At 40.2% G+C, this 19,486-nt stretch carries 12 protein-coding genes; all 12 read right to left on the bottom strand.

Annotation, left to right across the window (positions count from 1 at the left end; genetic code table 11):
- Positions 1-116 precede the first annotated feature (116 nt).
- Positions 117-2,327, bottom strand: coding sequence for a cellulase family glycosylhydrolase (locus tag LG377_RS01235; RefSeq protein WP_225742919.1), 2,211 nt, complete (start codon positions 2,325-2,327; stop codon positions 117-119).
- 63 nt (positions 2,328-2,390) lie between these two features.
- Positions 2,391-4,415, bottom strand: a complete 2,025-nt coding sequence (locus LG377_RS01230) for a beta-galactosidase (RefSeq protein ID WP_225742918.1) — start codon at positions 4,413-4,415, stop codon at positions 2,391-2,393.
- Positions 4,416-4,435: 20 nt separating this feature from the next.
- Positions 4,436-6,751: an alpha-xylosidase gene (gene yicI / locus LG377_RS01225; protein WP_225742917.1), complete on the bottom strand. Its 2,316-nt coding sequence runs from the start codon at positions 6,749-6,751 to the stop codon at positions 4,436-4,438.
- A 10-nt stretch (positions 6,752-6,761) separates the two neighbouring features.
- Positions 6,762-8,231, bottom strand: coding sequence for a glycoside hydrolase family 1 protein (locus LG377_RS01220; RefSeq protein WP_225742916.1), 1,470 nt, complete (start codon positions 8,229-8,231; stop codon positions 6,762-6,764).
- 1 nt (position 8,232) lies between these two features.
- Positions 8,233-9,144 (bottom strand): ROK family protein, encoded by a 912-nt coding sequence (locus tag LG377_RS01215; protein WP_225742915.1) that lies wholly within the window; start codon positions 9,142-9,144, stop codon positions 8,233-8,235.
- Positions 9,145-9,237: 93 nt separating this feature from the next.
- The gene (locus tag LG377_RS01210; RefSeq protein ID WP_225742914.1) at positions 9,238-10,914 is read right to left on the bottom strand and encodes an ABC transporter substrate-binding protein; all 1,677 of its coding nucleotides are present in this window, start codon (positions 10,912-10,914) and stop codon (positions 9,238-9,240) included.
- A 50-nt stretch (positions 10,915-10,964) separates the two neighbouring features.
- A complete protein-coding gene (locus LG377_RS01205) occupies positions 10,965-11,897 on the bottom strand; it encodes a carbohydrate ABC transporter permease (RefSeq protein ID WP_225742913.1) in 933 nt (310 codons plus the stop codon).
- Between the two features lie 14 nt (positions 11,898-11,911).
- The gene (locus LG377_RS01200; protein ID WP_225742912.1) at positions 11,912-12,892 is read right to left on the bottom strand and encodes a sugar ABC transporter permease; all 981 of its coding nucleotides are present in this window, start codon (positions 12,890-12,892) and stop codon (positions 11,912-11,914) included.
- 144 nt (positions 12,893-13,036) lie between these two features.
- Positions 13,037-13,702: a DUF624 domain-containing protein gene (locus LG377_RS01195; RefSeq protein ID WP_225742911.1), complete on the bottom strand. Its 666-nt coding sequence runs from the start codon at positions 13,700-13,702 to the stop codon at positions 13,037-13,039.
- Positions 13,699-15,192, bottom strand: coding sequence for a response regulator (locus LG377_RS01190; protein WP_225742910.1), 1,494 nt, complete (start codon positions 15,190-15,192; stop codon positions 13,699-13,701). Before LG377_RS01190 ends, LG377_RS01195 begins: the two co-directional genes overlap by 4 nt.
- A 1-nt stretch (position 15,193) precedes the next feature.
- Entirely contained in the window at positions 15,194-16,993 is a 1,800-nt protein-coding gene (locus LG377_RS01185; RefSeq protein WP_225742909.1) for a histidine kinase, read from the bottom strand.
- Complete coding sequence (locus LG377_RS01180) at positions 16,977-19,253, bottom strand: glycoside hydrolase N-terminal domain-containing protein (protein WP_225742908.1); 2,277 nt, start codon at positions 19,251-19,253, stop codon at positions 16,977-16,979. The genes LG377_RS01185 and LG377_RS01180 overlap by 17 nt, the downstream gene beginning before the upstream one ends.
- Positions 19,254-19,486 lie beyond the last annotated feature (233 nt).

Raw genomic sequence — 19,486 nt, 5'->3', positions numbered from 1 at the left:
CTCCCTACTGTTATTTACACTTTATGGTAGAGAACTGTCCAGACTTTTTCAATGATCTTTTTTATCGCTTTTCAACAAAAAGACGCTAGGAGATTTTTCTCACAGCGTCTTTCGCTTTATTTTCTTTTTTTATTCCAGAAAAACATACCTAAGCCACTACTTAAAAATAGGGATCCGACTAATCCGGTAATCGGGACCGCCATTCCTGTTTTAGGTAGCATCTGTGCTTTAGTCACATCCTCTTTTCCGTGAGAACGTGTGGGTTCCTCCGTTAATCGTACATGATGAGCTCCTTCGCTACTAGAAATAGCTTCACTCCTGCCTTCAGTTGCTTCTTCATTTAAATCCTCTGAAGTGTCTTCATCGACAGCTTCCGGACTTGTTTCCGGTTCCGTTACCGTTGGACTTTCCGTTTCAGGTACGGTAACCTCTTCGTCTGGTTGTGTCGCTGGTTCTTCTTCAACGGGCACTTCTGGGTCAATCCCTTCTCCAGGTACTGCTTCAACCGGTGCTTCAGGCACTTCCTCTACTGGAAGCTCTGTCTCTGGTTCCGGTTCTATCTCTGGATCTGGCACGACTTCCGGTTCTTCTTCCGGTACATCCACTGCCGTTATAGCTTGGCCACTGATCACACCATCTTGAACGGTCAATTGATACTCAATCACTGTTCCATCATAATAAGTAAAAGTTAAAGTATACAGGTCATCTGACAGAATTGACGTATATCTTGCCAGCATATCCACTGTATTTTCCTCTTCATTGGGTAAAAATTCACTACTGTGTTCTAGGAATCCCCACCAGTTGTTATTTGAAACAATGGCTCCTGCTTCATTTTGAGAAACCACTGACTTCAGTTGGCTTCCATTGAATGCTGTTGGGATACGGATGCCTTCGCTGACCGTGCCTTGTGCTTCAGACATCACCGGTGCTTCGCTATAAACGAGCGTTTGATACCAGTCTGCGCCACCGTTGAATTGCATTCTAAGGCTTGTTTCGCTTCCTGTCACACCACTGGTTCTTTCTAGCAATTGATTTAGATAAGCTTCTGTTAGTTGAAGCGTCGTTCCTTGAATCGTGTAATCCACACCTTCTGTTAAGGCAGTATCGCCTTCACTAATCACTTCCAGTGCTCGTCCATTCAATGTCAGCGGAATACTCACACCGCTTTCAAGGTCTGTAGGATTCAAGAATATTGTATCCAATCCTTCTGAATAAGCAGAACGCCCCTCCATTGAAGCTTCAATCATATTCCCAAATAACGCATTTTTCCATTCGTACGTATATCGATCGATATGCTGACCATTATCCCAAAGAATCAGGTTGAATCCTTTTTCCTCAGCATAGAAATTGATAAACTCCAAGAATTTCAGCGTTTCACCTAACTGGTTTACCTCGTCACCTTTATCATAACCTAGTAAACCGTACTCTCCGACCACTACACCAATTCCATTTTCCGTAAAGGTCGCAGCAATGCGGTCAAACACACTGATCAAACTGGTTCTGGCAGTGACACCATCCCACAATTCTTCGTCAAACTCCGTTGTTCCCAAGTTTGCACTGAATACCCACTCACTATAATAATGAATCGTCGCAATAATATTCTCATCTTCAAATTCAATGATTTGTTGGTACAAAGCATCCAATCTATTTTGCGCTGCATCAGTCACTAATGTGGGTAAAACGAGCATTCTTTCTGCATTTTGTCCACCTGAGTTTCGAACGATCGTATGGAACGAATCGTTGATTGTTTCAAGATGACTTAAAGCAGTCGCTTCATCATCTGTATAGAATTGTGGTTCGTTAATCGATTCAAACATGACACGTTCGTCATAGTCTTTAAAATGATCTGCCAACTGTTCCCAGATTCGAACGTATTTCGTATAGTCTTCTGATTCTGTACTACCATCCCAATCTGCTAGCCAAATCCACGAATCATGGTGCACATTGACCATGACATACAGATCCTCTTCCAATGCCCAGTTGACAACTTCTTCATAGCGATCAAGGAAGGCTTCGTCTAGTTGATAATCAGACTCCGCTCCTCCAACGCGCATATGGGCCGTGAACGGCAGTCGAATACTGTCGTAACCTTTGTCTTTCACGCTGCTAATCAGTTCTCTTGTCACAACTGGGTTAGACCAAGATGTTTCGCCGGTATCCCCCGCTTCATCAAAGCCATCAAACGTATTTCCTAGATTCCATCCACTACCCATCGCCTCTACATAACGCTGAGACGGCGTATCTTCTGCTGCATGAACTTTCTTCGTTGAAGCCCAAGGTATCACGACCATTAAAGTAGCGAGTATTGCCATCAATCTTTTCATCATTGACTGTCCTCCCGGTTTTTTAGCAGTAAAAACATCGGATGTCGTTCTAAATGATTCGTCTGATTATGGTGCGATAAGCAAGTTTACCGCAAAAGGTTCAAGCGTTACCGTCTTCTCCACGGTCTCATCATTCAGCAGGTTCTTGTATCCTTCGAATGGAAGATCGATCTCGTGACGTGTTTCAGTATGATTCATCACAAAGTAATAGTGTTTCTCTTCTTTTACGCGACAAGCAATTTCTACCCCTTCTGGTAGATCATCAAAACCTTCAATGGCTTTCTCATTTAGTATATGTCCAATCAATTCATTCAGCAAACCTTGTTCCGGTACGGTCGCAACATACCAAGCTTCACCTTTGCCAAATACATTTTTCGTTACAGCCGGCATTCCTTTGTAGAAATCGGAGCCGTATTCCGCCACGACCTCTGCAGCTTCTGGATGAATGAGAACACATAACATCCGACACGTATAAGTCGATTGTTTGAAAAATTCTGATTGTGTATGCACAGCATTCGTTTGGTCAGGTGCTAAAGCATCGATTTCTTCTGCCCAGATACCTAGTACATTTCTTAGTGGACCTGGATATCCGCCTAAATGAACATTGTCACTTTGATCCACAATTCCACTCATAAAGGTCGTAACAAAAGTCCCGCCTGCTTCAACAAACTGCTCAAATTTTTCTGTCAGTCCTTCTTTTACCATATATAAAACAGGCGCAAGAACGACGTCGTACTGACTAAAATCGGACCCTTCATGAAGCATATCGACCGCTACTTGTTTAGCGTAGCATGCGTCGTAATAGTGCTGGATTTGTTCAACATAACGCAGATCAACCGTCGGACCACTTGTATACTCTAAAGCCCAGTAGGTATCCCAGTCAAAATAGATCCCTACTTTGGCTTTCGTTTCTGCACCAATCAACTGATCACCCAGTTGTTCCAATTCTTTTCCAAGCGCCGTGACTTCTCTAAAGACACGCGTATTTTCATATCCCGCATGTTCAATAACAGCGCCATGGAATTTTTCTACGGCACCTTTTGAGCGGCGAAGCTGGAAGAATTGAATCGTATCAGCGCCATGAGCAATTGTCTGGTAACTTTGCGCACGCATCTTACCAGGACGTTTTAATGAATTATAAGGTTGCCAGTTTTGTTGGCTTGGCGTTTGTTCCATCAACATGAAACTTTGTCCATCTTTCAGTCCACGCATTAAATCATGATTCATCGCTACATGACTAAGGGGGGTATTGTGACTTGGATAATTATCCCAAGAAACAATGTCCAACTCTTTTGCCCACTTAAAGTAATCAAGCCCCTTGTAGCTTCCCATCAGATTCGTTGTTGCGGGTGTTTCCTCGTCAAACAAGCGAATAATATCTCGTTCCATCTTGTAATTATCCAGCAGACCATCCGAATTGAATCGACGATAATCAATCGACAATCCTGCAAAGGCTGCGGCTGTATCGCTGATCCCATCACCTAAATAGTTTGGAGGAATAATGTCGTCAAAACTATAGAGTGTGTGGCCCCAAAAATGCATGTTCCATGCTTCATTAACTGCTTCGATAGAACCGTATTTGTTTTTTACCCAAACACGGAAAGCTTTTGCACAGTTGTCACAGTAACATTCGCCACCATATTCATTGGAAATGTGCCAAAGTTTGATACTTGGATGCTCTCCATACCGCTTAGCGAGTTTATAGACCAGTTCACTAGCGAATCGCTTGAAGTTTGGGCTGTTCGGACAATGATTGTGTCGATGTCCGAATCCATGTTTTCTACCTTCGAAATCTACTCGAGTAACGTCAGGATATTTTCTACACATCCAAGCTGGCAAAGCCGCTGTAGAAGTCGCTAATACAATATCCACGCCATCATTTGAGAGTCTTTCAACGATTTCATCCAGCTCTTCAAAATGATATTCTTCTTCAGATGGCTGTAGTTTCGCCCATGAAAAGACGTTGATCGTCGCTGAATTGATATGGGCTTTTTTAAACATACGGAGGTCTTCGTCCCAAATTTCTTTTGGCCATTGTTCTGGATTATAGTCTCCTCCGTATAGCATGCGGTCAAACAATTGTTTACTCATTGATGCCCTCCTGAAATATCTTATTTCGTTAACTGAATCTTACATTCTGATCCATCTAGATAAACCATTGTACCCAAATCAGTCGCTTCCATCTTGCCACTTTCAACTGAATCTACATCATGAACATTATGGAATAAAACAGCTTTTACATCTATGTTTTCAGCATTAACTGTATAAGCACCTTCAGAAAATTGAACGTGTGCTGTTCCGATGACTTTACCTGAACGGTCTACAATACGCGTTTTGGCTATTGCACCAACAGACAATTCAAAGACATGCAAAGTAACGGCTTCGGCATAGTTATATTCTGCTTGTGTATTTTGATTTCCTTCAACAATAATACTATTCGGTCTAGCGAGTAGTGGCAATCTATCATAGCCGTGTGTTTCGTTATGCCATTTTCCACCTTCGATTTTCTCATTCGTCAAATAGTTCGTCCATGTGCCTTCAGGTACGTAATAACTAACCGTTCCCTTATCATTAAAAATTGGCGCTACTAATAAAGAATCACCCAACATAAATTGTCTATCGAGCGTATGGCTCGTCATGTCTTCTGGGAATTCAAGAACCATCGAGCGCATCATTGGTATTCCTTCAGTCGCTACAACGGCTTGATTCATCAAGTACGGCATCAAGCTCAATTTCAGTTTTGTAAAGCTACGTGTGACATCTACTGCTTCTTCATCGTAGATCCAAGGCACTTTGTATTCTTTACTACCATGGTACCGACTATGAGAAGAAAGTAGGCCAAATTGTGTCCAGCGCTTGTACAAGTCAGGTGTACACCCTTCTTCAAATCCACCAATGTCATGACTCCAATAACCAAATCCGCTCATACCAAAGGATAAGCCCGCTCTTAATGACTCTGCCATGGATGGATAATCTGACGTACTATCTCCGCCCCAGTGGACTGGGAATTTCTGTCCCCCTACTGTCGCAGAGCGAGCAAAGACAACCGCTTCGTTGTTTTCGTTTTTAGATTTTGATAAGTCAAAAACAATTTGATTGTACAATTGTGTGTAATAGTTGTGCATCCGTTCAGGATCTGATCCATCATAGTAGACAGCATCTACTGGAATCCGTTCACCAAAATCGGTTTTAAACGAATCGACACCCATATCCATCAATTTCGCTAGGTGATTTTGATACCACGTAACGGCTTCTGGATTGGTAAAATCAATAATCGCTAGTCCTGCTTGCCATTTATCCCACTGCCAAACGTCTCCATTAGGTCGTTTGATAAAGTAGCCTTTTTCCATTCCTTCGTCAAATAATGGTGATTTTTGCCCAACATACGGATTGATCCAGACACAAATTTTAAGCCCTTTTTCCTTAAGTCTTGTCAGCATTTTCTGTGGTTCTGGGAATGTACGCTTGTCCCATTCAAAGTTGACCCATTCATATTCTTCCATCCACAGGCAGTCGAAATGGAAAACTTCCAAAGGAATGTCTCGGTCAATCATGCCATCGACAAAGTGATTGACCGTTGCTTCATCGTAATCCGTCAAGAAAGAGGTACTCATCCATAACCCAAATGACCAAGCTGGTGGAAGTGCCGGCTTACCGGTCAAATTCGTGTAATTTTCAAGCACTTCTTTCATCGAGTCACCTGCAATGATAAAGTACTCCATTTCTTCTCCAGGCACGCTGAATTGCACGCGAGATACTTTTTCACTCCCGATTTCGTAACTGACTTTTTTAGGACTGTTGACGAATATGCCGTAGCCTCTATTTGTCATATAAAAAGGAATATTTTTATAGGCTTGTTCTGTTCCTGTTCCACCATCTGCATTCCAGATATCGACTGTCTGGCCATTTTTAACGAAAGAAGTAAAACGTTCGCCTAGTCCATAAACCAGTTCACCTACGTCGATGGTTAGTTGTTCACTGATATAAGATTGATTTTCAAGTGGCTTGCGAATATACGCTTGCCCTCTAGATTTACTGGAGGTTAACACTTCTCCGTCTTTTTCAAAACTAATTTCAAATTGATTGCCTTTTTTAACGTGAGCAGAAAGTGCGCCACTTTTCAGTGAAGCTTCTGTTTCTCCATCCGTAATTTCAACAGAAGGATTTTGTTTATTCAGTTCAAATGATGGGCCTACTGCAACAGATCCTTTGTGATGATAAACTTTGACACCTATAATATTTTCGTGTGGTGAACTCAGTTCTACCGTCATCATGCCTCCATCCAACGTACCACCTTTATCTGCGATATGTCTGAATGGTGCATACACGGTTAGTTTTTTATCTGTTTTTCTTGTTGCATATACATGGGCTGGGTAATCAACTTCGTATCCTTCTTTAACCAGCCATCCTCCGTCTAGAAACTTCATCCTGTCACTCCTATTTTATATTTTCGCCATTTTGTTCGATGACATCTTTGTACCAGAAATAGCTTTTCTTCGGTATTCTCTTCAAATCTTTTTCATCTTGTTCTGTTCGGTTGACGAAAACAAAACCATAGCGTTTCTTGTAGCCATTCAACCAGCTTAGTAGATCCGTGAACGACCAAGCACAATAGCCAATCATTTCTACGCCATCTGTAATGGCTTTTTTCATCTCGACAACGTGTTGATTAAGGTAATCAATGCGGTAATCGTCATTGATCTCGCCTTCTTCTGTCAGCATATCCTTTGCACCTAAGCCGTTCTCTGTTACGAAAATCGGAAGGCCATATCTTGCGTAAACTTGTCTAAGTGCTAAACGGAAACCAACTGGATCGATTTCCCAGCCCCATTCTGTTTTTTCAAGATATGGATTATCAAGTGATTGATACATTGGAATCTCAGGACTTTGCGATTGTTCTTCTTTTGGTTGCATCAAGTAAGGATCCGTTGACGAGAATTTCTTATCCTGTTCATTATCCTGCGCAGGCTTTTCAATCTTATTCTGCTTAACCGTTCCACCGTGATAATAATTGATTCCAAGAAAGTCTGGTTTTGCTTTTTTTAGTAGTTCCTTGTCTTCTGGTGTTACAGTCGGTGCGATACCTTTGCGCTCCAGCTGTTTGAAGACCGCTACTGGATATCTCCCTTTACAATAAACATCTAGCCACCAACTATTGCTAAATTCATGCGCATTTTCTGCTGCTAGCACATCACTTGGATCTGCAGTCAGTGGATAAACCGGGCCGTAACCGAAGCTTGGACCAATCTTTCCATTAGAAACCATTTCTTTGAATAAAACAATAGCTTCTGCATTCGCCAGATTGATAATGTGATTGGCTTCAAACATCCGCTTCGTATCCGTTACATTTGGCGGATGTGTTGCCCATCTATAGCCCATGCTTGTAAAGACATTCTGTTCATTAAAAGTAACCCAATAACGCACCTTTTCTCCTAATCGTTCATAAAGCACTTTACAATATTCTTTGAAAGCCGAAATCGTCTCTCTAGATTCCCAGCCATTATATTTTTCTTGAAGTGCAAGCGGTAAATCCCAGTGATATAAAGTCAACACCGGTTCAATTCCGTATTTGTTCAGTTCATCTACTAGATTTTCGTAGAAAGCTAATCCTTCTTCGTTAACCTGACCTTCTCCATCCGGCAATATTCTAGCCCATGACACGGAGAAACGGTAAGCTTTTAATCCCATATCCGTCATCAGTTTGACGTCTTCTTTGTAGCGGTTGTAGTGATCGATTGCCACATCTCCATTGGTACCTTCGTACGTCTTGCCTTCTATTTTAGTGAATTCATCCCAGATAGACGGTCCCTTTCCATCTGTATCATACGCCCCTTCTATCTGGTAAGCCGCCGAAGCTGCTCCCCATAAAAAAGATGACGGGAATGCATCTAGTTTCTCTTGATACATGTTAGGCTCCTTTTTCTTCGCTTATTTTTGTATTGATTTTATCTATTAAAAAGATCCACGCTCCAATAATACCCGCATCGTTTCTATAAACTGCTGTTTCGATTTCTGTGCGGTGGTCATCCCAGTGAATATTTTTTTCCAATTGCTTTTTGAGGATTGGAAGCAGTTTAGGATTCGCACTAATCCCACCGCCGATAACGATTCTTTGTGGATTAAACGAGACTGAAACATTGAATAGGCCTGTCGCTAGGTAATACGTCCAGCGATCAACGAGCGCGTTAACTTCATTATCCGTATTCATCTCTTCTAAAATCGTTCGAGCATCCACCAATGTTTCTTGTGAAACATTTTTCAGTGCTTTATATTCTCGAATCAAAGCGGCAGTAGAAGCGTATTCATGCATCGTTTTGTCGGGGTGTTGGTCAATCCCCATACGCATCATGCCAAACTCTCCGATTTTGTACTCATTTCCATACAAAATATTTTGGTCATAAGCAACGGCGCCTCCGATTCCTGTCCCTACGGTCATCAAGACAACATCTCTCAGTCCTTCGGCTGCACCAAATGTTAGCTCAGCCATTAATGCACATTTTGCATCGTTCTCCACAAAAATTGGATACGATATGTACTGAAGCAACAATTCTTGTATGTTTTTTCCATACAAATGTAAAATTGCTCCAGCTGTAATCAGTTTCCCTGTACCTCTTTCCACTACGCCAGGAATACTCACGCCTACTCCTTGAATGGTCTTTGTTTTTTCATACAAGAGGATCTGATTAACCATCGATGCGACAAAATTTTCTGTATTAGTATGAATTGTTGGAAAAAATCCTTGTTTTAAAATATCGCCCTTATCATTGATTAAAGCGTGCTTACAGTTGGTACCACCGATGTCAAAACAAATATAGGCCATCGTTCATGCTCCTTCACAGTCTGATAAAAAAAGAGATGAAAAGTATATGTTCCTATAAAAGGAGGATATATACTTTTCATCTGGTTGAACAAGTTATTCAGTTTCTCCCCATAGTTCTAGTCTACCTCTAATGATTTCCGTCATTTCAGCATTTGCATCTTCAATACCCATTGATTCCAATTCAGCTTGCATTTCTTCCCAGATACCATCAAAATCTGCTGGATTTGCTAGGATAGCTTCTGTGATTTTTTGAGTTGTGTAGTCATCTGCTCTTTGTTGAATCACATTAACGTTACTTCCTGTCGGTAAAGCGATCTCCCAAGCACGACCATGTTTCGGTGTTTCAAGGTCTTCAGTTGCTGGGAATAAATCTACCCAAAGATCAACCCCATATCCTTCCAGTGCTTCTTTTTCAGGTTCAGAATACTGTGCGATAATGTCATCTGCGCCCATTCTACCGATTGTTTGTCCGTTAGAATCTTCTGCTGCAGAACCCCATTGTGGGAACGGGTGGATATAAGCTCCAACTCCTGATTCGATTGAATAGTTTGGATTCGTTTGAGCATTTTTAAGGTCTTCTTCTAATTGAACGCGTTTGCCGTCTACGATTTCATAATGGACGCCTTCAACACCCCAGTTCATTAAGATCTGAGCTTCTTCTGTTGCAAACCAATCTAAGAACTCAAAAGCTTCTTCTTGATGTTCTGATCCAGATGTAATAGACACACCTGTCATCCCTGTGAAGCCATAATCTTTCAATGTTTGAACTTCAGTATCTTCGTCCAAACCTACAGGTAGTGGTGCCCATAAAGACCACTCATCTTCATCTGCTCTGAGTGCTGCTTCTGCTTCTGTGAAGTTCCAGTCCTGATCGGCAATACCAAGTACATTACCAGAAGAAAGTTTAGATACGTATGTGTCATTTGTATGTGTGAATGACTCTTCATCCAACATGCCCTTCGCATTCATGCCGTTCAACCATTCAAAGTATTGTTTTAACTCTGGACGCTGGAATTTATACGTTGCTTCTCCGTCATCTGCTACATACCATTGACCATCACCTTCAATACCGCCTACTGCACTTGCTGGATCTCCAACTGTAATCAACCAACGCCAGTCACTACCAGAAAGAGACAGTGGAATCCATGGTTCGCCTTCTTCATTAGTTGGATGCATTTCTATATATTCTGTTAAGGCATTTTCGTAATCTTCAAGCGTATTGATTTCTGGATAACCAAGCTCCTTTAAAACTTCCATTTGAAGTCTCAAAGTACCACTTGTTTCTAGATACATATTTTCAACACCAGCAGTTCCTACATGGTAAATACTTGGATCATCTGAACTACGTCTTAAACGATCTAACTGATCGCCGTACATGGCTTTAATATTGTCTCCCTTTTCTTCGATCATATCTTCTAAAGGAATCACACCACCAGAATCAATTAGTTGATTGATTCCCCCTTTTCCATAAATCAAGTCTGGATAATCCCCACTGGCAATCATCAGTGCAACAGCTTCTTGGTCATCTCCCCCAACTGGATAAGAAAATTCGAGTTTCACACCTGTTTTTTCAAGAATTTCTTGTGCCACAGCATTATCGAATGGGTCATTTTGACTCATATCTGCACTGAACATAGTGAGTGTCAGTACGTCATCATCACCATCAGCTGATCCTGAATTGCCTTCACCATCACTGTTACCATTACCACAAGCTGCTAACAAGAATAAACTGGACAACATAATTGTGCTTTTTAACGTAAGTGCTTTCATTATTTTCTCCTCTTTTCCTCTTCTTTTTTAAAACTGCTCAAGCTCATTGATTATTTTACTGCGCCAAGCGTTAGTCCAGATACGAAGTATTTCTGGAGGAATGGATATACACAGACAATCGGGAAGGTTACGATGATCGTGATGGCCATTCTAATGGATTCAGGATTGACTCGTATGGCGGTTCCTCCTGTTTGACTTAGACCACTAACATCCGCGGCTCTCATAGAAGAGGCATTGTTCAGAATCTGCATCAATTCATACTGCAAGGTTGTCAAATTGACATTGGCCCCTGCATAAAGATAAGTATCGAACCAGTTATTCCACTGCCCAACAGCTACGAACAAGGCAACGGTCGCAAGTACTGGTACACAAAGCGGCATGATGATTTTAGAGAAAATTGTAATCTCGTTTGCGCCATCCATTTTAGCGGATTCTTCCAGTGCTTCTGGTAAGCCATCAATAAAGGATCTTATCACTATGACATTGAAAGCATTAATTAGTCCTGGGATAATGTATACAGAAAATGTATTGACCAGCCCTAAACCTCTAATAACCAAGTAAGTTGGAATCAAGCCTCCACTTACATACATCGTTAAAACAAGTAGAATACCCAGTGGTCTTCTTAATACATAGCTTTTTCTACTTAAAATATAGGCTAATACCGCACAACAAAATGTTGCTGAAATCGTTCCAAGAACGGTTCTTAATACGGAATTCCTAAACGCAATCAATAGATTATTATTAGAACCAAATACCTCCCGATAATTCTGTAAAGTGAATTCTCTCGGGAAAATCGTTAGCCCCCCTCTTGCTGTATCTACAGAACTATTGAAAGAAATTGCAAGTACGTGTAGGAAAGGATAAAGTGTCACGATGACAACGATAACCATCAGTACTGCAATCGCATAATCTAGTGGGGTTGCGCGGTCGCTCCATTTTTTCTTCTTTTTCTTTGTCACAACTTTTTTCATTGGTGTATCCATATTGACCCTCCTTTCTACATAATTGAAATGTCGCTGGTTTTCTTAGCAATTGAATTAAAGGTGAAAATCAAGGCAATAGAGATAACAGATTTGAAGATCCCAATCGCTGTACCGTAAGAGTACCTAAACATTCCGATACCGTAATCTAACGCATATTTTTCGATAACAATCGCTGCATCTGCTACAATGTTATTTCCTAAAAGCATTTGTCGTTCAAATCCGATATTGATAACATTTCCGATATTCATAATCATCAGAATCACGATAATCCCTTTTATTGATGGTAACGTGATGTGCCACATTTTCTGGAGACGACTTGCCCCATCCACATGAGCGGCTTCGTACATTTCCTGATCAATACTTGTCATCGCTGATAAGTAAATGATGGCATTCCAGCCTGTTGACTTCCAAACATCTGCACCTGTTACAATTCCCCAGAACATATTCGGTTTAGCCATAAAGTTAATGGGCGAACTTGTAATGTTTAAGAATTGTAATAGCTCATTGACGACACCTGTATTGGCTAGAACGGTTGTGACTAAGTTTGCTACAACAACCCAAGATACGAAATGTGGTAAATAGGAAATTGTTTGTGTGAACTTTTTGAACCTTGAAAATCTTAATTCATTCAGTAATAGAGAAAACGAGATAGCTGTACCTGTTCCGAATATGAGTCCTAATCCACCCATGCCTAATGTGTTTTTTAATGCTGTGTAAAATAGTGAGTCATTGAATAGTGCCGTGAATTGCTTGAGCCCTACCCAATCAGATCCGAAAAATCCGTTTTGCGGTCTGTATTCCTGAAAGGCTACCAACCACCCAATCAGTGGTGTATAAGCGAAAATCAATAACCAGATAACAAATGGTAAGGTCATTAAGATTAATAGTTTTTGTCGTTTAATAGCTGCCCATGTAATTCTTTTTTTCGGTATTTTTCTTGGCCTAGATTTGACCAATCCCTGCTTCTCCACGTCCATTACTTTGGAAGATTCCATCTATACCACCCTCTTTGTTTTATTTCTTATCCTTATAATAATTGATAACGCTTACAATTAATATAGTACTATTCAGCCCTCAACATAGTAAAAAATGGACACTTTATCAAAAAGTAACCATTTTTTACGGATAACCTATTCAACTCATTGAAAATCATGCATCAGCTTTTCCAGTACTTTATGATTGCTTCGCATAAAGTAATAGCTGGCGATCGCAAACAAGCACAATAGCGCATAGCCAGCGAATCCATAAAGGATCACTATAAAAGCGACAAGTAAAAACAATAAAGACAGTGAGTTTAGTTTATTTCTGAAGAGTAGTAGGATGGAAAAAATCATAAGATTTTTAGTGGTCACTTCAAAGCGCGCTAGAATTGAGAAAGCATAAATCATGGTCACCATCATAATCGCTAATACAATCAAGCTAACGACCGTTAAAAAAATCCACCCGCGTTCTAGTACGTATAAGATATCTACGCTTAAAACGATAAGTAAAGCAATCATAATCAACCAATACTTCGTGCTTTCCTTGAAGTTATCTAGGTAGGCTTTCCAGTAGTCCTTTGTGGGCTGAATCGTCTTTTCTCTGTAGAGTTTCCCCATCGCATAAAAAAGCGCAGTCAAGCTCGCACCAGTTGGAATCAGTGCCACCCCGTAAATGAGTACATTAGAAATACTCAGCGGTAATAGAATAAGCGCCAGTAGGATCAGTGTATTGCTGACTAGAAAATAGGCATTCGTTAATAAAAAGTAGTAGATGTGCTGAGTAACCTTATAAAAAAGTGTGTCTGTGGAACTTTTCTCTTTCATTCAACTTCCTCCTGCTGGTTTTTCTGGTAGCCTTTTGGACTAACCCCAAACTGTTTTTTGAATTTCTTATGGAAATAATCATAATTGGAATACCCAACCATCTTGGCAATTTCGTAAACGTACAGTGAACCTTCTTCTAGAAACTGCTTCGCTTTATTAAGTCTGATTGTATCCAGATAGTCATGGTAACTGACTTTCATATCTGCTTTGAATTTCTTCCCTAAATAAGATTGACTGTAGTTAAAATATTGTGCCAATTCTTTTAAATTCAAATTTAAATGATAATTTTTCCTTGTATATCGTTTGATCTCTTCTACGATATCTTGTTTTTCGAAAGCTTCGTAGAAAAATCTGCCAAAATCGTAGAAAGTGAATTTCAAGAAGTGAGCTGTCTGGTCAATAGAAGACTCTTTCCAGATAATAGATAAGATTTTATCTTTTTCAATTTCCTTGACTGGTTTATGCATACTTTCTTCTAGAAATTCAACACATTCAATAAAAATATATGACCAATCTCTTTTAACTTCTTCAACTGATTTGTTTGAATGTTGAAAGAACGCGACACATTCATCTAATACGCTCTCGATTTGTTTTTTATTGTTATCTTTGATCGCTTTTTTGAGTTTTGTCAGTAACTGATTGACCGAGAGTGGATAAGCCGCTTTCTTTTTTAAAAGAGAGCTGAGTAGTATTTGTTCATTCGGAAAAATATAAGATAAGTTATCCAGTCCTCTGATTTCGTCATAAAGGACCGGCAGTTCTTCACTTTTTTCGGTCACTGAGCTGATCTTCAACTGAACACTTTCTACTTCGCTGAAACGTCTCACGACACGCTCGAATTGATGCTGTTCTTCGCTACAGATCAGCAATAAGATTGTTCTGCCATCAGTATACGTATAAAAGTGTTCTTCTCCAATCAATGTTTTTTCAAAATCCAACAGCACCTGCAGATCGACACGGGCTTCACTACTAGAAATTTTCATCAATCGAAATGTCTGATATCGATTTAAGAGACTTAGATCAAATGCTTTTTCTCTATACATGATGTAAGAGAATAATTGATTTGCAAACAAGTATTTCTCTACATGTGTACGTTCTGTCTTTCTCGTTTGCTCTTCTTCAATTTGCGATTTGATTTTTCTCAAAATTTCTGTGAGCTGCACATCATCGATTGGCTTCAGTAAATAATGGAGCGCCCCTAAGGACACAGATTTTTGTGCATACTCAAAATCTGAATAGCCCGATAATACAATGAATTTCGAATGTAGTTGACGCTTTTTTGCTGCTTCGACCATCTCTAGACCATTTAATCCTGGCATTCTAATATCTGTGATCACTAGATCTGGCTTTTTTTCTTCAATAACATCCAGTCCTGCTACACCATTATCTACAGAATCGATAATTTGAAACCCTTCTTTTTTCCAATCAATAATATACGCCATGCCTTCTCTTACAATCGGTTCATCGTCCACTAAAACAACCGTGTACATGTTATTCCTCCTGTCGATTAAGGTGTTCTTGTATAGGTAATCTGATCTTCGCTACTGTGCCTTCTCCTTCAACGCTATCGATAGATAATCCAGAACTTGGACCATAGGTGAACCGTATACGCTGGTGTACATTGTAAACCCCTAGATGACTACTATCCCCATTAGAGGCCAATAGCGCTCGAATCTGTTCCAACTGATCTAACTTCATTCCAATTCCATTATCTTTTACTGTGATCTCAAGGTAACCGTCTACTTCTACTACTTTAATCTTAATATTCCCTTTATCAATCTTTGGTTCAATCCCATGAATAAAGGAATTTTCCACAAGTGGCTGAATGATCAATGGTACGATCGTGTAGTCGTGTTGGGTAGTATTTTCGATTTCGTAATCAATATGTTCACCGAATCTCAGTTTTTGAATTTGTAAATACAGTTCAGTGAATTCGAGCTCTTCACTCAATTTCGTTTCTTTCTGTTTTCTTTCCAATGATTTTCGCATCAGTTTACTGAGAATCATGACAATTTCCGCGACTTCTCGGTCCTGATTTCTTAGTGCTTTCATTCGAATCATTTCGAGTGTGTTATACAAGAAATGGGGATTGATCTGACTTGCGAGCATTTTGAACTGTGCGTCTTTTACTTGCAGCTCCCAGTCTTTCTCATTCACAATATGTTCCGCATTCAGTTTCATCAGGTCTTCGATACTTCTCGTTGTCATCACCAAATGTTTGTATACATCAGATAACTCGTCATTACCTTTGATGGAAGGCGGAATCGTAAATTGTCCGGCAGCCACCATTGTCATTGCGTTTTTCAATTTGATGATCCGTTTGTTAAAGGTTCGAATGAAAATCGCCAGCATCAATATGCTCATACTTAAAACCGCTAAAATGATCATGTAGGCTAATCGTAAATTTCTATTCACATCCTGCAATATACTATCCGTAGGTACGACACCCACGACCTGCATTTGAGAATCTAAGGTTTTAGGAATGTGAACGTCTCGAATGTTCAAGGTAAATTCTCGGTCATACCGCTGAGAGTCGAGTGCTTCATAATTGCCTTCTGTGTCTTCAACGGCGTCTAGAACGGGTCTATATTGGTTATACGTATCCTGAATATTGTCATATTCAGGATAGCTGTAAAGCGGGGTTTGGTTGTTCAATGTGATAAAGACGGTACTCGCTGAATCAGCTAGCAGACTTTTGACCATGTTCTCATTTACTGCAATCGTCAGCACACCGACTAGCTCGTAGTTTCGATAGACCGAACGAATCAGGTTCAAATGCTGATCTTTTGTAATCCCGTCTTCCAAAACGAGCCATTCGATGCCACCATTTCCACTTACACTGCTTTGGTACCAATCGGTATTTTTGATGGTTTCGTTAGCGTTATAAATGCCTGTCGTACTTGTCAGTGTGTCATTATCAACGTAAAAGCGAATGTGCTCAATTTCATCATAGTATCGCAAATAATCTTCAAACATCTGGTAGCGCTGGTAAGCTTCGTATACATCAAAAGGATTTGCGTATTGCGTTTGAACAAGATCAGCTAAGTCTCCATCCTGATAAATCCAGTCAGAAACATTCGTGACGGACGACAAAAGCGTTACATAGTCCATTTGGATCCGCTCGTTGTTATTTTCAATCTCCGCCATTTTATTGTTGATCAGATTGGTTCGGATACTAGCTGTCAAATAAATGCCAACAAGCAAAATTGGAATAATCAGCATGATGAAATAAGAACCAAGTAATTTTTGCTTGATCGAAATGTAACGTCCTTGTTTAGTTGGTTTCTCCATCAGACACATCCTCTAGCGTGGTGAACTGTAAGTCAATCGTTTGCGCTTTTTGATTGGTCAAAACGACTTGTATGTCATCTATATTTGTTTTTCTCTGAGTATATTGCTGCTGCAACTGAACTGAAACCGTCTGGTCTAGGTCCGACTGTAAGGTTAAACGGCAGGTTTTTTCTTTCCCTACTAAATCCCAATCCAGTTTTTCCACGCGTATATTTTTGGGCAAGCGAATCCCTTTTAAAGATCCCTTATTCAACCAACTCGGTGTTGCTTTAAATAATGTCAAAACGTCATCTGCCTCTGAATAGATCAGAGCATCATGAAGGACTTTAGGGAAAGAGCCATTTGCATCCACATTGAACACATGAGCTTGGTTATAGTGAGCTGTCGCAAGCGACGGGAAAAAAGATTCATTGATAACGAGTTCGCGCAACGCAGCTTCCACTTCATTGGGTCTTTCAAGCGCAATTCCACACATTGCTGCATGAATTCTACCGTGAGAAGAACTTGTATCGCCATCTTCACTCAACAACCAAGCTTCGATTCGTTTATCGAATGCTTTATTCGCTGCTTCCCATAAAATAGGTGATTTACGGTCAATTTCTTTGCTTTGAAATACAGGATACAAATTAGAAAAATGACGATGATTAAAGTGCTCGGCCTTGGTTTCATCAATCCATTCTTTTAAAATACCATCCGAATCCATCATGTAATCCGGTAGCTGGGTCAATAATACCTCATATTTTTCAGGGACTGGTTCATCAAGTAGCTGATAAGCTTTTTGTAGATTCCAAATCGTTTCTTTGATGACGGCGATATCCATTGTCGCCGTATCCCCCATTCCATTCTCAGCGGAGTAGCTTGGTCGCAAATGGACTTTTCCCTTTTGAATCGTTAAGAAATCCTCGTAGAACAAGAGTGTTTCAATATAAAAAGGTATCGTAACTTCTTTTAGAAAAATCTTGTCTTGTGTATATTCAAAATACTCATCGTAAAAGTGACTCATCCAACCCGCCCCGGCAGTCCATAGAACCATCGGCCATTCGCTATTCCAATGCACATGGAGCGCACGTGTACTTGCATGAACAGGCATTAGGTATCCGCGACATCCATAATAACGAGCAGCATTCTCTTTGAAATCCTCGTCATAGTCTGCCATTTTGTTGAACAAGCCATCAAACTGTTCAAACAATCCAAGACTAGCTAAAGAAGCAATAGCAAGCTGAACGTTGGTGTCCAAGGTGTAATCCCCACTCCAGGCAGGCGAAAAGTCTCCGCCCCAAATCCCTTGAAGGTTTGGCAGAGCTTCCCCAGTCATAGATTGGATGACATAACGACTTGCATCGTACAGTTTCTCATACAGCACCAAAGGAACAGTATGCGTTTCGCGCATCTCTTCAACAATTTCTTTCAAAGACTTTCTTCTCTCTTCATCATTAACAAGCGTTAATGAAACTTGATTGTAAGTTGCTTGGAATTCCTGAAGGTGCACTCGCTGAATCTGGTCAAAATCATCCACACTATTGGTTATAGCTTCCGGATGGATAGATAAAGCAAAACAGACGGATCTTGTCTGATTGATTTCAACTTGATTTTGATGAACAGCAACGGTTCCTTCTGAAATGGTCCAGTCCAAGCTAGAGACGTAACTAGTTTGATCAAGATAGGTCGATTTTTGAACGAGTCTACATTCTGTCATTTGAACGATTTCCTGATTCAGCTCAGGGTTCTGATAATCTTTCAGCGAAAAAGATACATCGAAAGGATCATTCGATTCAATTTTTAAATACAACGCTCCGTTTGCTTTGGAACAAAAGAGTGTCTTTTTGAATCGTTGCTTTTTTGCCTCAAAAGTCTCAATCGCTAGACCTTTTTCATAGTCTAGTTGTCGCTGAAAGTCAGTAACAAATTTTCCGTCTACTTCTATCTCTAACTGAATCTCACTGCCCGGATGGTAAGGATCACTCATCGTTAACCCTTGATAGCCTTTTTCTAAAGCGACTTTTTCAAAGTATTCGACACCTTTTTGATAACCTTCTGCTTCAATGACCGCTCTAAGCGAGTCCAAGTGATCTGACATATCTGGAATGTTGTTCATCTTATTTTGTTTTAGAAATAATGTGTGGTGGTTTGCGACTAAGCTGAATACATTTGGCGAACCAAATAATATGCCGCCCAAAGCACCATTCCCAACGATATAACCGTCTTCCCACTTCTCAGCTGGCTTCGTACTCCAAACACCTTTAGTTAAAAAATCCGTCAATCTAACCGCCCCTTATATGTAACCGCTTAATTTTTATAGAATTATAACATACAATTTCAGGCGTTTATAGATAATTTCATTATCCCCTTTATCTTGATGGATACAATTCGTCACAGTGATTGTCAATTTTTTTTAAAAATTTATGTAATTATCGTCATTTTATGTAAAAGAAGAGTGAAATCTTATAGCAGATTTCACTCTTTTTATTTTAACCAAATATTGCCTATTTTATC

This window comes from Marinilactibacillus sp. Marseille-P9653 (genome assembly GCF_916618885.1).
Lineage (GTDB): Bacteria > Bacillota > Bacilli > Lactobacillales > Carnobacteriaceae_A > Marinilactibacillus.
This window is presented reverse-complemented; position numbering and strand designations above follow the sequence as displayed.

Coding starts and splice junctions, on each gene's coding strand:
- LG377_RS01230 (WP_225742918.1), bottom strand. CDS start 4,415: ATGAGTAAACAATTGTTTGACCGCATGCTATACGGAGGAGACTATAAT.
- LG377_RS01220 (WP_225742916.1), bottom strand. CDS start 8,231: ATGTATCAAGAGAAACTAGATGCATTCCCGTCATCTTTTTTATGGGGA.
- yicI (WP_225742917.1), bottom strand. CDS start 6,751: ATGAAGTTTCTAGACGGAGGATGGCTGGTTAAAGAAGGATACGAAGTT.
- LG377_RS01190 (WP_225742910.1), bottom strand. CDS start 15,192: ATGTACACGGTTGTTTTAGTGGACGATGAACCGATTGTAAGAGAAGGC.
- LG377_RS01195 (WP_225742911.1), bottom strand. CDS start 13,702: ATGAAAGAGAAAAGTTCCACAGACACACTTTTTTATAAGGTTACTCAG.
- LG377_RS01235 (WP_225742919.1), bottom strand. CDS start 2,327: ATGATGAAAAGATTGATGGCAATACTCGCTACTTTAATGGTCGTGATA.
- LG377_RS01205 (WP_225742913.1), bottom strand. CDS start 11,897: ATGGATACACCAATGAAAAAAGTTGTGACAAAGAAAAAGAAGAAAAAA.
- LG377_RS01210 (WP_225742914.1), bottom strand. CDS start 10,914: ATGAAAGCACTTACGTTAAAAAGCACAATTATGTTGTCCAGTTTATTC.
- LG377_RS01185 (WP_225742909.1), bottom strand. CDS start 16,993: ATGGAGAAACCAACTAAACAAGGACGTTACATTTCGATCAAGCAAAAA.
- LG377_RS01215 (WP_225742915.1), bottom strand. CDS start 9,144: ATGGCCTATATTTGTTTTGACATCGGTGGTACCAACTGTAAGCACGCT.
- LG377_RS01200 (WP_225742912.1), bottom strand. CDS start 12,892: ATGGAATCTTCCAAAGTAATGGACGTGGAGAAGCAGGGATTGGTCAAA.